General features: G+C 70.7%; 18 protein-coding genes. 7 read left to right on the top strand and 11 right to left on the bottom strand.

Going from position 1 to position 14,229, the window contains the following annotated elements:
- The first annotated feature begins 13 nt into the window (after positions 1-13).
- Positions 14-568 carry a Uma2 family endonuclease gene (locus ASG63_RS08685; RefSeq protein WP_056215333.1) on the top strand — a complete coding sequence of 185 codons (555 nt, stop codon included), beginning with the start codon at positions 14-16 and terminating at the stop codon, positions 566-568.
- 40 nt (positions 569-608) lie between these two features.
- On the opposite strand, the gene bfr is transcribed toward ASG63_RS08685, so the two are convergent.
- From bfr to ruvA, 3 genes are all read right to left on the bottom strand, one after another.
- Positions 609-1,106: a bacterioferritin gene (bfr, locus tag ASG63_RS08680; RefSeq protein WP_056214475.1), complete on the bottom strand. Its 498-nt coding sequence runs from the start codon at positions 1,104-1,106 to the stop codon at positions 609-611.
- 62 nt (positions 1,107-1,168) lie between these two features.
- Positions 1,169-1,438 (bottom strand): (2Fe-2S)-binding protein, encoded by a 270-nt coding sequence (locus ASG63_RS08675; protein WP_056214472.1) that lies wholly within the window; start codon positions 1,436-1,438, stop codon positions 1,169-1,171.
- Between the two features lie 259 nt (positions 1,439-1,697).
- Positions 1,698-2,315, bottom strand: a complete 618-nt coding sequence (ruvA, locus tag ASG63_RS08670; protein WP_056215331.1) for a Holliday junction branch migration protein RuvA — start codon at positions 2,313-2,315, stop codon at positions 1,698-1,700.
- A 160-nt stretch (positions 2,316-2,475) separates the two neighbouring features.
- On the opposite strand from ruvA, the gene ASG63_RS08665 reads away from it, so the two are divergent.
- Positions 2,476-3,159, top strand: a complete 684-nt coding sequence (locus tag ASG63_RS08665) for a YceI family protein (protein ID WP_244479855.1) — start codon at positions 2,476-2,478, stop codon at positions 3,157-3,159.
- On the opposite strand, the gene ASG63_RS08660 is transcribed toward ASG63_RS08665, so the two are convergent.
- Positions 3,143-3,913, bottom strand: coding sequence for a hypothetical protein (locus tag ASG63_RS08660; RefSeq protein WP_056214467.1), 771 nt, complete (start codon positions 3,911-3,913; stop codon positions 3,143-3,145). The genes ASG63_RS08665 and ASG63_RS08660 overlap by 17 nt on opposite strands.
- A gap of 80 nt (positions 3,914-3,993) precedes the next feature.
- Positions 3,994-4,560, bottom strand: a complete 567-nt coding sequence (gene ruvC, locus ASG63_RS08655; protein ID WP_056214464.1) for a crossover junction endodeoxyribonuclease RuvC — start codon at positions 4,558-4,560, stop codon at positions 3,994-3,996.
- Between the two features lie 345 nt (positions 4,561-4,905).
- On the opposite strand from ruvC, the gene ASG63_RS08650 reads away from it, so the two are divergent.
- Positions 4,906-5,100 carry a hypothetical protein gene (locus ASG63_RS08650; RefSeq protein ID WP_056214460.1) on the top strand — a complete coding sequence of 65 codons (195 nt, stop codon included), beginning with the start codon at positions 4,906-4,908 and terminating at the stop codon, positions 5,098-5,100.
- 49 nt (positions 5,101-5,149) lie between these two features.
- A complete protein-coding gene (locus ASG63_RS08645) occupies positions 5,150-6,616 on the top strand; it encodes a methyl-accepting chemotaxis protein (RefSeq protein WP_056214455.1) in 1,467 nt (488 codons plus the stop codon).
- A 14-nt stretch (positions 6,617-6,630) separates the two neighbouring features.
- Here ASG63_RS08645 and ASG63_RS08640 read toward each other — a convergent pair whose 3' ends face one another.
- Positions 6,631-7,377 (bottom strand): YebC/PmpR family DNA-binding transcriptional regulator, encoded by a 747-nt coding sequence (locus tag ASG63_RS08640; protein WP_056214451.1) that lies wholly within the window; start codon positions 7,375-7,377, stop codon positions 6,631-6,633.
- A gap of 227 nt (positions 7,378-7,604) precedes the next feature.
- On the opposite strand from ASG63_RS08640, the gene ASG63_RS26410 reads away from it, so the two are divergent.
- The gene (locus tag ASG63_RS26410; RefSeq protein ID WP_056214448.1) at positions 7,605-7,832 is read left to right on the top strand and encodes a hypothetical protein; all 228 of its coding nucleotides are present in this window, start codon (positions 7,605-7,607) and stop codon (positions 7,830-7,832) included.
- A gap of 9 nt (positions 7,833-7,841) precedes the next feature.
- On the opposite strand, the gene ASG63_RS08630 is transcribed toward ASG63_RS26410, so the two are convergent.
- Genes ASG63_RS08630 through ASG63_RS08615 form a run of 4 tightly spaced genes read right to left on the bottom strand, consistent with a single transcriptional unit; the run spans position 7,842 to position 11,257 of the window.
- Complete coding sequence (locus ASG63_RS08630; protein WP_056214443.1) at positions 7,842-8,594, bottom strand: HAD-IA family hydrolase; 753 nt, start codon at positions 8,592-8,594, stop codon at positions 7,842-7,844.
- The gene (gene rpe, locus ASG63_RS08625) at positions 8,588-9,274 is read right to left on the bottom strand and encodes a ribulose-phosphate 3-epimerase (protein ID WP_056214440.1); all 687 of its coding nucleotides are present in this window, start codon (positions 9,272-9,274) and stop codon (positions 8,588-8,590) included. The genes ASG63_RS08630 and rpe overlap by 7 nt, the downstream gene beginning before the upstream one ends.
- Positions 9,275-9,305: 31 nt before the next feature.
- Positions 9,306-10,166 carry a phosphoribulokinase gene (locus ASG63_RS08620; RefSeq protein ID WP_056214436.1) on the bottom strand — a complete coding sequence of 287 codons (861 nt, stop codon included), beginning with the start codon at positions 10,164-10,166 and terminating at the stop codon, positions 9,306-9,308.
- A 29-nt stretch (positions 10,167-10,195) separates the two neighbouring features.
- Positions 10,196-11,257, bottom strand: coding sequence for a class 1 fructose-bisphosphatase (locus ASG63_RS08615; RefSeq protein WP_200957536.1), 1,062 nt, complete (start codon positions 11,255-11,257; stop codon positions 10,196-10,198).
- Positions 11,258-11,564: 307 nt separating this feature from the next.
- On the opposite strand from ASG63_RS08615, the gene ASG63_RS08610 reads away from it, so the two are divergent.
- On the top strand, positions 11,565-12,521 hold the full coding sequence (locus ASG63_RS08610) for a LysR family transcriptional regulator (RefSeq protein WP_056214432.1): 957 nt from the start codon (positions 11,565-11,567) through the stop codon (positions 12,519-12,521).
- Entirely contained in the window at positions 12,518-13,741 is a 1,224-nt protein-coding gene (locus ASG63_RS08605) for an NAD(P)/FAD-dependent oxidoreductase (protein ID WP_056214429.1), read from the top strand. Before ASG63_RS08610 ends, ASG63_RS08605 begins: the two co-directional genes overlap by 4 nt.
- Here the strand turns inward: ASG63_RS08605 and ASG63_RS08600 are convergent.
- Positions 13,738-14,076 carry a helix-turn-helix domain-containing protein gene (locus ASG63_RS08600; RefSeq protein ID WP_056214425.1) on the bottom strand — a complete coding sequence of 113 codons (339 nt, stop codon included), beginning with the start codon at positions 14,074-14,076 and terminating at the stop codon, positions 13,738-13,740. The genes ASG63_RS08605 and ASG63_RS08600 overlap by 4 nt on opposite strands.
- Positions 14,077-14,229 lie beyond the last annotated feature (153 nt).

The raw sequence follows: 14,229 nt of genomic DNA, 5'->3' as shown, positions 1-14,229 counted from the left end.
GGAATTCGAACGGATGGCCCTCGACGACTTCGAGGAGTTGCTGGCCGACAAGCCCCGTAACGAGCGCTGGGAGCTGATCGGGGGACGCGTGGTCCGGATGATGGTCGGCGCGCGCTGGGAGCATGCGCGGATCGTCCAGAACATCGCCCTGGGCCTGGAAGTCGGTTTTCGCGCGAAGGGATCGTCCTGCCAGACCTTCACCGAAACATTCTACATGAAGAGCAAAACCCTGGAGGCCGCGATGCTTCCGGATGTGCTCGTCGTCTGCGGCGACATCGAACCAGGCGCAACGTCTGTTGAGAATCCCACGGTCCTGGTCGAGGTGCTCTCACCTGGGACCGAGGCCCGGGATCGCTTCGAGAAGTGGGCCGTCTATCAGCAGCTCGCCTCACTTCAGCACTATGTGCTGGTGGCGCGGGACCGGCCGCATCTCGAGATCTTCGACCGCATCGAAGGACGCTGGAGCGGGTATCGGGTGATCGATGGCCTCGATGAGGTCCTCGATCTTTCGACGATCCAGGCGGTGCTGCCCCTGCGCGATATCTACTTTCGGGTCCTATCCGTTTGAGCGCCGGGCCTCGAAGCCCGGCGCCCCATCATTCCTACCTTTATTCGGCTTCGGGAGCGATCGGCTCCAGGCCGCCGATGTGCTTCTGGGCGTAGAGCGGCAGGCCGATCTGGCCGATCAGCTCCAGCTGCGTCTCGAGGAAGTCGATATGGCCCTCCTCGTCCTCGGCCAGATCCTCGAACAGGCGCTTCGACACCCGGTCGTTGATCGAATCACAGTACTTGGCCGCCTCGAGGTACAGCGCGCGCGCCTCGTTTTCGGCGGCGAGATCGCACTCGATGATCTCCTGGACATTCTGACCGATCCGCAGGGGATCGAGTTCCTGCAGGTTCGGGAAGCCGTCGAGGAACAGGATCCGGTCGACGAACCGATCCGCGTGGTTCATCTCCTCGATGGATTCCTTGCGCCAGAACTTGGCGAGCTCGATGTAACCCCAGTCGTTGAGCATGCGGAAATGGAGCCAGTACTGGCTGACCGCCGTGAGCTCGCTGCGCAGTCCCCGATTGAGGTACTCGACGACCTTCGCATCACCCTTCATCCGCCCAATCTCCCTTGAGGCACGTTCAGCCGGAGGGGAGCTTCAGCACCCGGAATGGGCGCTCAGGCGGCGATCCCCTCCTCCGCAGCCTGGACCTTGACCAAACTACAGGAGCTCGCGCAAGTCGCCGTGCACGCATGCGCGGCCTCATCGCGGGCATTTTCGAGGGCGTTCTGCAGGATGCCGCGGATGGTCCGGGCGCAGCGCCCGCATTTCGGGCTGCACCCGAGGCAGGCCTGGACCTGGGCCGGCGTGCGCGGACAATCCGGGCCGCGATGCAGGCAGGCGCGCACCGCGCGATCGGACAGGACGTTGCAGGAACAGACGATCATGCGGGACCGTGACTCGTGCGTGGCTCGCGTGTCGGGTAGAGGCCGCCGGGTGGGGGTTTCACCCGGCTACTTCGTCGAATCTGAGGCGGTGCTGACGCCAGAGCGCAAAAGCTGAGCCCGTGCATCGGATTGGCGCGTAGATTAGAACAATTGAAAACTGCTTTACTTTCAGCAGGTTAGCTGTCTCCTTCCAAACTGGCAACGGGAATGGCGAGCGTCAAGGGCACAATTCCGTCGCGCCCCAACGATCGACGGGCCGTCACCGGGCGAGTTCGCGCAATCCCAGCCGGATGAGGGTCTTGGCCTCGGCGCCCTCGCCCGCGTTCTTGAGGGCCTCGGCGATCGCCGCGGAGGCCTGGACCGGGGCGTAGCCCAGATTGACGAGGGCCGAGATGGCGTCGGCGACGGGCTGCGGCGCCGTGCGGGCTTCCACCGCACCGGACAGGGCGATCACCGCGGGATCGATGGGCGCGAAGGCCGGCGCCTTGTCCTTCAGCTCCGCCACGAGGCGGGCAGCGAGGCGCGGGCCGACACCGGGGGCCCGCGCCACCGCGCCCTTGTCGCCCATGGCGATGGCCGAGGCGAGAGCCCCGGGCTCGAGCACCGAGAGCAGGCCGAGGGCGACCTTGCTGCCCACGCCCTGCACGGTCTGGAGCAGGCGGAACCACTCGCGCTCGGCATCCGAGCGGAAGCCGTAGAGCCGGATCATGTCCTCCCGGACATGGGTCTCGATGGCGAGGTCCGCCGCCTCGCCGATGCCGGGCAGGCGCTGGAGCGTCCGGGCGGAGCAGTGGACCACGTAGCCGACGCCCTGCACGTCGAGGATCACGAAATCCTCGCCATAGGAATCCACCACGCCCTTCAGCTTGCCGATCATCGCCTCGCCCATCCCTCGCGCCGCCGGATGCCCATCCGTCGGCGGATTGCCTACAGGCCGGCGCGCCCGAGCGCCATGTGCTCCGTCGCGACGGCGGCCGGCCCGCCTTGAGGCCGCGCGGCGTTCGTGAAATCAAAGGCGCCCTGCCCGACACACACGGATGACCGTCTCGATGCGCCAGACCGCGCTGCTCCTCGCCTCCGGGCTCCTGTTCACCGCCGGCGCGGCCCGGGCGGCCGAGACGCCGGCACCGGCACCGACCCCGCCGGCACCGGCCACGCCGGCACCGGTCATGCCGGCCGCGCCCTCCAGCGATCCGACCCAGGTGCGTCCGGGCGCCTACGTGCTCGATTCCGCCCACGGCAAGATCACCTGGTCGGTGAGCCACCTCGGCTTCTCGACCTATTACGGCCAGATCACCGACGTGACCGCGCAGGCGGTGCTCGACCCGAAGGAGCCGGCCAAATCCACCCTCACGGTCACCATCGGCACCGACAGCGTCAACGGCCTCGACGACCGGCTCAACCAGCACCTCAAGGCGCCGGATTTCTTCGACACCGCAAAGTTCCCCAAGGCCACGTTCACCGCGACCAGCATCGAGCCGACGAGCCCCGCCACCGCGCGGGTCAACGGCGACCTGACGCTCAAGGGGGTGACGCGGCCGGTGGCCTTCGACGCCACCTTCAACCAGGCCGGGACCAACCCGGTGAACCAGGCCTACACGGTCGGCTTCGACGGACGGGCGGTGATCAAGCGCTCGGATTTCGGCATCAACGCCTTCCTGCCGCTCCTCGGCGACGAGGTGTCCCTGCGGCTCGAGGGCGAGTTCAAGGCCGTGGAGTGAGGCCGCGCCCCGACGGCCCCAGGCGCCGGTAGATCGCGGCGAGGAGGGCCGTCACCAGGACGAGCAGCGCCATGTCGATCAGGCTGGAGGCGAGGATCCGGACGGCCAGGACGACGGGGGGCAGGTCGGCCCCGGAGCGCTCGGGCGCTTGCAGCATCCGGTCCACGAGGCCGAGCGGCAGGATCGTGGCCACGAGGATCACGCCGATCCGGGCGGCCGATCCGCGGGTCATCGCGAGCACGCCGCGCAGGGTCGCCTCGGGAGCGCCGACCGCCAGGGCCGGCGCGAGCAGGCTGGTCCAGATCTGCAGGAGCAGGAGGGCGATCCAGGCGAGCAGGCCGACGATCAGCGGACCCGGACCGAGCCGCTCCGGCGAGAGGCCCCGGTCCAGCACCCCGCTGACCAGGAGCCAGAACAGCTCGAGGGCGAGGAAGTCCTGGAACGGCCCCGCCCGGCCCGCCACGACCGCCCGCACGGAGCCGTCGGCCCCGAGGAGGAGCCGGAATATCGCCATCCAGTAGGGGGCGAGCAGGATCGTGCAGAGGCCGTCGACCAGGAAGAGGTCGTCCTGGAAGCGCGCGGGCCGCGTCGGGTCGCCCATCAGCGTGTGGGCCGCCTCCTTGGCCAGGACGACGAGGAACGCCGCGGTGGTCGCCGAGCCGAGGGCGCGGATCGCCGGAAGCGCGGACCGCACGCCCTCCCGCAGCGTCTCGCCGACCGGCAGCGCCGGCCGCGTCGTTCCCTGGTGGGCCATTCCGTTCGATCTCCGCCCCGCGCGCGTCGCGCACAGAGGCACTGCACAAGCGCCCGGGCGGAGTCCAGGGCGCGGCGCGGTCAGGTGCGCGCCAGGGCCGCCGCGATGCGGGCCGCCGCCAGGCTGCTCGTCCCGGCCACGGGGGCGTGCTGGCGCTTGAGGGCATGGGCGCCCCGGTGGCTGTTGTGGGTGATGGCGATGGCGAGCGCATCCGCCGCGTCGGCCACCTTGAACTCGGCCTTCGGCAGCAGGAACTTCACCATGGCCTGGATCTGGACCTTGTCGGCATGTCCCGAGCCCGCGACCGTCTTCTTGATCAGGTTGGCGGAATACTCGAACACCGGCATGCCGGCGAGCGCCGGGACCAGCAGCGCCACCGCGCGGGCATGGCCGAGCTTCAGCGTCGCCTGCGCGTCCTTGTTGACGAAGGTCTCCTCGACCGAGACCTCGTCCGGCTGGAAGGCCCCGACGATGCGGGTGATGCCCTCGTAGAGCTCGCGTAGGCGCAGGGCGAGCGGCAGGTCCCCGTCCGAGGTGACGACGCCGCAATCGACGTAGGCGAGCTTGGTCCCCGTGGCCGTGACGACGCCCCAGCCGGTGCGCCGCAGGCCCGGATCGATGCCGAGGATGCGAACGGGAACGGTCATGCGGACTGGGTCATGGCTGGCGCGGCTCCGGGCGCGAAGATCGCGCCGTCCGAGCGTTAGGGACATACCGTGAACGGAGCGTTATGCCAATCCGCGCCGCAGCGATGGCGGCCGCGGTGGCGCGACGGACCGAACAAACCCGTCGCAAGGAAATCCGGACCTCTCGTCGGACCAAACGGAGGTGATGCGTCCGCGCGGGGCGGTCGTTACGAAGGACGCGGATCGATCGGACGAGACAGGCAGACCGGCGCGGGGACCTCCCCGATCCCAGACGGCCCTGTAACCGCTCCTTAGACTGTTCGCCCGTATTCTCACAGGACACCATTCAGGCGGACGGGTTTCCTCGTGATCGACGCCCAGGCCCATCGCCCGAACCGGCTCCGCGGACCCGTGGCGATCCTCGCGACTTCGATCCTGCCGGCCGGCCTGGCGGCGCGCGCCGGATCCTCCGACCGCGTCTCCCGGCTCGACGCGTCCGGAGCCCGGCTCGTCCCCGACGCCCGGTTCGCGACGGGCTGCACGCCCGCCTCGCGAACCTGATCGCTCCGACCCGAAGACCCCGACGCTCCCCTCTGGATCCGACCCGGCGATGACGACCCTCGACACCCTTCGGCAGCGTTTCGGCCGCTTCCTCATCGGCCTCCTCTGGCTGCACCTGCCGATCGTCGTGCTCGCCGCCTGGATCGCCGGCAATCCGATGCTGGTGCCGGTGTCGGTCGCCGGCGCCCTCGCCGGCCTCAGCACGCTGATGTGGCGGCGCTCCGCCATCGGCCCGGCGACCCGGCTGGTGAGCAGCCTGTCCCTGATCGGCATGGCCGCGATCCTGCTCTCGGCCTTCGCCGGGCATCCGTGGCAGGTCGACCTGCACATGTATTTCTTCGCCGGCCTGGCGGTGAGCGTCGCCTGGTGCGACTGGACCATCCTGGTGGCCTGCGCCGCCGCCGTCGCCGGGCACCACCTCACCCTGAACCTCGCGATGCCGGCCCTGATCTTCTCCGGCGCCGCCCAGCGCTCGGACCTCGCCCGCGTGATGCTGCACGCGGTCATCCTGATCCTCGAAACGGGCGTGCTGGCCTGGGTCGCCCGCACCCTCGCGACGGCCTTCGCGGCGCAGGCGGCCTCCGAGGGCGCCATCCGCGCCCAGATGGAGCGCATGCAGGCTCTGGAATCGGAGACCGCGCTGGCGCGGGCGGGCGCCGATGCGCAGCGCAGGGCCACCCTGCGGCAGACCGCCCGGTCCTTCGAGTCGACGGTGAGCGGCATCCTGAGCCGGGTCACGCAGGCGGCGGGGGCGCTGCAGGGCAGCGCGCAGACCATGACGGGAACGGCAGAGGGCACGGCGGGGCGCGCCGGGTCCGTGGTCGGCGCCGCCGAGATGGCCGCGCAGAATGTCGGTCGGGTGGCCGGTGCGGCCGAGGAACTCGGCGCCACCGTCGCGGAGATCGGCCGGCAGGTCGCGGATTCGGCCCGGATGGCCCAGGGGGCGGTGGGGCAGGCCGATGCCACCGGCCGCCTGGTTCACGCCCTGAGCACGGGCGCGGCCCGGATCGGGGACGTCGTCGGCCTGATCTCGGGCATCGCCGGCCAGACCAACCTGCTCGCCCTCAACGCGACGATCGAGGCGGCACGGGCCGGCGAGGCCGGTCGCGGCTTCGCCGTTGTGGCCGCCGAGGTCAAGGAACTCGCCAGCCAGACCGCCCGGGCGACGGAGGAGATCACGCAGCAGATCCACGCGATCCAGGGGACGACCGGCGAGGCGGTGACGGCCATCGAGGCCATCGCCGCGCAGATCCGCACCATGAGCCGGACCGCGGACGCCATCGCGGCGGCGGTGGACCAGCAGGGCTCCGCGACCCGGGAGATCATCCGCAACGTGGGCGCGGCGGCGACCGGCACGGGGGCGATCACCGACACCATCGGGGGCGTCGCCCAGTCGGCCGAAGCGACGGGTGCCGCGGCCGCCTCGGTTCTCGTCTCGGCCTCCGCGCTGGCGCAGGAGGCCGATCAGCTCGGCACCGAGGTGAACCGCGTCCTCGAAACCCTGAAGGCCGCCTGACGGGCCGGCTTCGATCAGCCCTGGAGCTTCTCCATCAGGGCGTCCGAGAGCGCGAAGTTCACGAAGACGTTCTGGACGTCGTCCTGGTCCTCGATCACCTCGACGAGGCGGATCAACTTCTCGCCGGTCTCGTCGTCGACCTCGATGGTGTTCTGCGCCTTCCACACGAGGGCCGTGCGGCGCGGCTCGCCGAAGCGGGCCTCCAGGGCCTTCGAGACCTCGCCGTAGGCCTCCTGCGCGCAGGTGATCTCGTGGCCGGATTCGTCCGAGCGCACGTCGTCGGCGCCGGCCTCGATGGCGGCCTCCAGCATGGTGTCGGCATCCGCCACCTTGGCGTCGAACTCCACCACGCCGACATGGTCGAACATGAAGGAGACGGCGCCCGTCTCCGCCAGGCTGCCGCCCGACTTCGTGAAGGCCGAGCGCACGTCGCTGGCCGTGCGGTTGCGGTTGTCGGTCTGCGCCTCGACGATCAGGGCGGCGCCGCCGGGGCCGTAGCCCTCGTAGCGGATCTCGTCGTAGCTCTCCGCATCGGCCCCCTGCGCCTTCTTGATCGCGCGCTCGATGTTGTCCTTGGGCACGTTCTCGGCGCGGGCCGCGATGATGGCGGCGCGCAGACGCGCATTCATCGCCGGGTCCGGCAGCCCGAGCTTGGCCGCGACGGTGATCTCGCGGGCGAGCTTGCCGAACAGCTTCGAGCGGACCGCGTCGACGCGGCCCTTCCGGTGCATGATGTTCTTGAACTGGGAATGGCCGGCCATGACGTGACCCTAGACTGGTAGGAACGAGACCGGATCGCGGGGGCCAGGTGCCGGGGCCATGTGCAGGGGCCATGTGCCGGGGCGGCGGGTCCGCGAAGCCGGACGGAAACGGGGTTGGCCGGCTTATAGGCCGCGGGCCGCGCCCCTGACAACGCTGCGCCGCAGCGTGCGCGGCCGCGGGCGGTATCCCCCATGACTATCCGGGGGACAGGGACTATCCTGGGGCGATGACACAGCAGGCCATCGATCGGGCACGGCCCGAAAGCTCCGGCAGGGATTTCCGCGCCCGGCCCGGGCCGGACGCGCAGACCCATCGGGACGCGCCGACGACACCGCGCTGGCTCAAGCTCGGCCTCGCGGGCGCGCTCGGGATCGTCGCCGGCGCGATGCTGTTTCCGACCCGCGCCGAGGGCGCGCCGCCCGGACGCGGCGGGACGCGGCGCCCCGGGCCCTGACGTCCGCTGTCAGCCGGTGACCCGCGCGTGCCAGTCGCGCAGGGCGGCCACGGTCACGACGCCGTCCGGCCAGGCATATCCGGACAGGTGCCGGTGGGGGGCACCGGGCTCGCCGAGATCGGAGACCGCCGAGAACGCCCCGTCGAGGCGGTGGCTCTCGGTGTAGCGGCTGCGCGTGGCGATCACCGGCAATCCGGCATCGAGGGCCGAGCGGATGCCGGCGGCGGAATCCTCGAAGGCGATCGCCTCCGAGGCCGAGACCTCGAGGCGCGCGAGCGCGAGATCGAAGACGTCGGGGGCCGGCTTCTTGCGCGGCGCCTCGTCGCCGCAGGCGATGACGTCGAAGGGGACGTCGCCCGCGGGAAAGTTGATCCGCAGCAGGGTGTCGACGTTGGGTCGGCTCGTCGTGCTGGCCACCGCGAGCTTGAGCCCGGCCGCCCGCGCCTCCGCGATCAGGCGGCCCACCCCGGGGCGCAGGGCGAGGCTGCCGCCCTCCACGAGGTCGCCGTAGCGCCGGGTCTTGCGGTCGTGGATGTCGCCCAGGCGCGGGCGCAGGGTCTCGACCGCGTCGGCGTGCTCGGTCTCGACGTAGTGGCGCAGGCGTTCCTTGCCGCCCATCACCGTCAGAAGATCGGCGTAGCGGGCCGGGGACCAGGACCAGGGCAGGCCGAGATCCGCGAAGGCGCCGTTGAAGGCCTGCCGGTGGAGGTCCTCCGTCTCGGCGAGCGTCCCGTCGACGTCGAAGATCAGCGCCCTCAGCATGAGAGGGGACCGCCCCCGACCGCCGCAGCGCCCGCGCGGATCGCCGCGATCCGGTCCGCGTAGCCGGCCGGCCCGCCTTTGAACACGGCATTGCCGGCCACGAAGGCGTTGGCGCCCGCGCGGGCGGCCAGGGCCACGGTCTCGGGGCCGATGCCGCCGTCGACCTCGATGTCGATCGCGCGGCCGGCGGTCATCGCCCGGATCCGCCGGATGGTCTCCAGGGTCGAGGGAATGAAGCTCTGGCCGCCGAAGCCCGGATTGACCGTCATCACCAGGACGAGGTCGACGAGGTCGAGGAGCGGCTCGATCGCCGAGGCCGGCGTCCCCGGATTGAGGGCGATGCCGGCGCGCTTGCCCAGATCCCGGATCGCCTGGAGCGAGCGGTGGATGTGCGGGCCGGCCTCCACATGCACCGAGATCGCATCGGCGCCGGCCTCCGCGAAGGCCGCGAGGTAGGGATCGGCCGGGGCGATCATCAGGTGCACGTCGAAGGGCTTGGTCGAGTGCGGCCGCAGGGCCTTGATCACCGCCGGGCCGAAGGTGAGGTTGGGCACGAAGTGTCCGTCCATCACGTCGAGGTGGATCCAGTCGGCCCCGGCCTCGGACACCGCGCGCACCTCCTCGCCGAGCGCGGCGAAATCCGCCGAGAGGATCGAGGGCGAGATGATCGGGCCGTTCATGGTGGGTTCCTCCGGAGCCTCGTGACCGCGCTCAGGCCATGCGGCGCTTGCGCTCGACGAGCTGCATGATGATCGGGGTCAGGATGAGCTGCATGGCAAGGTCGAGCTTGCCGCCCGGGATGACGATCGAATTGGCGCGGCTCATGAAGGAGCCCTGGATCATCGAGATCAGGTAGGAGAAGTCGATGCCCTTGGGGTCCTTGAAGCGGATCACCACCAGCGATTCGTCGGCCGTTGGGATCCAGCGGGCGATGAAGGGGTTCGAGGTGTCCACCGTCGGCACCCGCTGGAAGTTGATGTCCGTCCAGGTGAATTGCGGGCAGATGGTCTGCACGTAGTCGGGCATCCGCCGCAGGATCACGTCGGTGACGGCCTCGGTGGAATAGCCCCGGAACGAGCGGTCCCGGTGCAGCTTCTGGATCCACTCGAGGTTGATCACCGGCACCACGCCGATCTTCAGGTCGGCGTAGCGGGCCATGTCGACGTTGTCGTCGACGACGCAGCCGTGCAGGCCCTCGTAGAACAGCAGGTCGGATCCCGGCGCGAACGCCTCCCAGTCCGTGAAGGTGCCGGGCTCGGTGCCGTAGAGCGCCGCGTCCGCCGCATCGTGGGCGTAGTGCCGGGTGCGGCCGCCCCCGGATTCGCCGTAGGTGCGGAAGACCTCCTCCAGCTCCGGCAGGAGATTGGCGCGCGGCGCGAAGTGGCTGAGGTTCGGCTCAGCGACCATCATGCGGCGCATGGTGTCGCGATCGTAGGCGTGAAACGCATCGCCCTCGATGTAGACCGCGCTCACGTCCTCGCGGCGGAAGATCTGCTCGAAGGTGTTGCGGACCGAGGTGGTCCCGGCCCCCGAGGAGCCGGTGACCGAGATGATGGGGTGACGCGCCGACATCTGTATGCGTGCTGTCCCGTGCGGGCGCGCTAGCTGCGCATCAGGCCGCGCTGCCCGAACAGGGGCGAGCGACCGGCGGCGGCGTTGCGGCCATCGTAGTACTTGGCCACGCAGGCGACCTCGTCGAGGGAGCCGAAGATCAGCGGCACGCGCTCGTGGATGCCGGTGGCGCGGATGTCGAGGATCCGACGCTCGCCGTCGATGGCCCCGGCCCCCGCCTGCTCCATCAGCATGGCGATCGGGGCGGCCTCGTAGAGGAGGCGCAGGCGGCCCTGCGCGTAGCCCTTCCGGTTGTCGCCCGGATAGAGGAACACGCCGCCGCGCAGGAGCACGCGCTGGGCGTCCGCCACCAGCGAGCCGAGCCAGCGCATGTTGAAGTCCTTGTCCAGCGGGCCTTCGGAGCCGCGCAGGCAATCCTCGATATAGGCCTTCACCGGGCCGTCCCAGTTCCGGGCGTTCGAGGCGTTGATCGCGTATTCCTTGGCCGCGGCCACCACCTCGATGCGCGGATGCGTGAGGCGGAAGGTCCGCGTCGCCCGGTCCAGGGTGTAGATCTGGGTGCCATGGCCGAGGGTGATCACCAGGGAGGTGGCGGGCCCGTAGGTGACGAAGCCGGCGGCGATCTGCTCGGAGCCCGGGGTGGTGAAGGCGGCGATCGAGTCCGCGGCACCGGCCACGACCGGGCGGATGCCGAAGATCGAGCCCACCGCCATGTTCACGCCGATGTTCGACGAGCCGTCGAGGGGATCGATCGCCACCGCGAGGGGGGCGCCGGGATTGAGCGGCATCATGCCCTCGGCCTCCTCCGAGGCCACCACCGCCACGGGGGCGCCGCGCAGGGCTTCCGTGAAGCGCTCGTGCGCGAGGACGTCGAGGGCCTTCTGGACGTCGCCGTCGCTGTTGTGGTCGCCGGTGGCGGCGAGGTCGGCACCGCCGAGCATGCCCCGGCCGATCACCTCGCTGACATCGACCGCCGCTTCGGCGCAGGCCGCGATCACGGCCGCCGCGTCGGCGAGCCGCCCATCGGCCGCCACGGTCTTCGCGAGGCAGTCCGCCAGGGTGGACCCGAACTCCAGAGACACCGTCGACATGAATGTCCGTCCTTCTTCCATTCCTGGCCGGGGGTCCGGCCGACTTGACTGCCCGGGTCGACTTGATTGCCCGAGCCGTCTCGGCTGCCGGCCGCCTTGCCGTCCCGGAGGTTCGGCCTGCCCGACCGTGACGTCTCAGGTCGGAGCGCCGCCCGGGACCGACCCGCCCTCGCATCCTGCCCTTGGCACGAGTGCCCCCGCGGGCACCAGTGCCCGCGGCGCATCCATGCCGCGCAGGCCCCTATGGTATCACCGAAAGAATTCTGAAAAAACTTGCGAGCGATTCCAAAAAAACTAGAAAAGCCTGATGCGCAACCTCTCTCTCAAACAGCTCCAGGCGGTCGCCGCCGTCGCCCGCCTCGGCACCATGACGCGCGCCGCCCAGGAGCTCAACGTCACCTCGGCCGCGCTCTACGCCCGCATCCGCCAATTGGAGGAGGAGGCGGGCCTCATGCTGTTCGACCGGACGCCCACCGGGCTGAAACCCACGGATGCGGGCCGCGAAATGCTCTGGGCGATCAACAGCATCAACACGGTGCTGGAGACCTGTGCCGACCGCCTGGAAACCCTGAAGGGCGGCAGCAGCGGTCGCGTGGCGATGGGCGTGGTCTCCACGGCCAAGTACTTCGCCCCAGGCGTGATCGCGGGCTTCATCGGGCTGCACCCGGCGGTGGAGATCAACCTCACGGTGGGAAACCGCGGCAACATGGTCGAGGCGCTGCGCAACTACGAGATCGATTTCGCCATCATGGGGCGTCCGCCCCGGGATTTCGCCATCGAGGCCGAGATCTTCGGCCCGCACCCCATCGTGATCATCGCCGGCCCGCATCACCCCCTCGTGGGCCGAACCGGGCTGACCCGGGCCGAACTCGCCCAGGAATCGTTCCTGGTCCGCGAGGAGGGCTCGGGCACGCGCACGGTGTTCGAGGAGTTCATGGCCGGGGTCATGATCAAGCGCGCCCGGCTCGGAATCGATTCCGGTTCGAACGAGACCATCAAGCAGGCGGTGATGGCGGGGCTCGGCATCGCCCTCATCTCCGCCCACACGGTGGCGGCCGAGCTCGAGAGCGGGCGCCTCGCGGTCCTCGACGTCCAGGGCCTTCCGATCCGGCGCGACTGGTACGCGGTGCGCCGGGCCGACAAGGTGCTCGGGCCGGCGGCGGCGGCCTTCTGGGACTACATCGCCCAGGATGGCGGGCGCTGGCTGCCCCAGCTCCGGCTGTCGCCGAACCCCTCCCCCGTCACCGCGGAGTTCGAGGCATGAGCGCGGCCGGTGTCGTCATCGTCGGCGCCGGCCAGGCCGGCTTCCAGGTCGCGGCCTCCCTGCGCGAGGCGGGCTTCACCGATCCCGTCACGCTCCTGGGCGACGAGGGCCTGCCCTATCAGCGGCCGCCCCTGTCGAAGGCCTACCTCGCCGGCAAGACCGATGCGGTCGGCCTGTGCCTGCGACCCGGCGCCTACTTCGACGAGCACCGCATCGCGCGCCGATCCGGCGTGTCCGCCACGGCGATCGACCGGGCGGCCCGGCAGGTGCGCCTCAGCGACGGCGCCACCCTGGCCTACGATCACCTCGTCCTGGCCACCGGCGCGCGCAACCGGAGGCTGCAGGTGCCGGGCGCCGACCTGCCGGGGGTGCACCAGTTGCGCTCCCTGGCCGACGCCGATGCGCTGAAGGCCGCCCGCGGGGCCGCGCGCGCCATCGCCATCGTGGGCGCCGGTTTCATCGGGCTGGAATTCGCCGGCCTCTGCGCCGGATCCGGCCGCCCCGTGACGGTGATCGAGGCCGCGGACCGGCCCATGGCGCGGGCGGTCTCGGCCGAGACCGCCGGGTTCTTCACGCAGGCGCACAACGCTGCCGGCGTCACCTTCGCGTTCGGGGCCGGGGTCCAGGCGCTGGAGGGCGAGGCGGGCCGCGTGGCCCGGGTCCGGCTCGCCGACGGATCGGCAATCGATGCCGATCTCGTCCTCGTCGGCATCGGCGTCGTCCCGAACCAGGACCTCGCCGAAGCGGCGGGCCTCGCCGTCGGCGACGGGATCCACGCCGACCCCTTCCTGGCGACCTCCGATCCGGCGATCTCGGCCCTGGGCGACTGCGCCCGCGTGCCGAGCCGCTTCGCGGACGGGCAGCCCGTGCGCATCGAATCGGTGCAGAACGCCGTGGATCAGGGCCGGTGCCTCGCCGCCCGGCTCACCGGACGCCCGGTCGCCTACGCGGCCGTGCCCTGGTTCTGGAGCGACCAGGGCCCGCACAAGCTGCAGATCGCCGGCCTGACCCGGCCCGATGATGCCAGTGTCGTCCGCCCCACCGAGGGCGGCCTGTCGGTGTTCCGCTTCCGCGACGGGCACCTGAGCGGCGTCGAGACCGTGGACCGGCCCGCCGACCACATGGCGGCCCGGCGCATCCTGGGCCTCGGCCTTCCGCTGACGCCGGAGGCGGCCGCCGATCCGGCCCGGGACCTCAAGGCGCTCGTCAAGGGCGCCTAACGGTCGTTCTCGGTGTTAAGGGCGTCCAGCCGCGTACCCTCGCCGCGTCCCTGCCCGCTGAGGCGGACCCCGTCCGACCCGCCCTCCTGGCTGAACACCACGCCATGGGTCATGAACGTGCTGCGCAGGGCCTCGATCTGGCCGGAGGGCTGCTCCCGGCCGCCCGATTCGAAGTCGCGCACGAAATCCGCTCCGAGCCCGAGCCGGCCCGCGAGATCGGCCTCCGACCAGTTCAGAAGGGCGCGGGCCGCCCGCGACTGCGCCGGGGTGATGGTGTTCGGACCCGCGGCCTCGGGCTGCAATCCGCTTGGGGTTCCCTCGTCCGATCCCGTCACCGCATCAACTCCCTGCTCTATGCTCTGCCGGTCAACGGAAACCCGGCCGGTTCGTTCAACGCAAACCGGTCCGCCGGCCGGTTAACGGGGGATCGCGGCGGCGTCCCGTCGAATCCCGGGCCCGCGGCCTTGACCATATTTGTGCTGGAATCT

Source organism: Methylobacterium sp. Leaf94, assembly GCF_001426045.1.
Lineage (GTDB): Bacteria > Pseudomonadota > Alphaproteobacteria > Rhizobiales > Beijerinckiaceae > Methylobacterium.
Note: the sequence above shows the minus strand (reverse complement) of the source record. Positions and strands in the feature narration are given on the sequence as shown.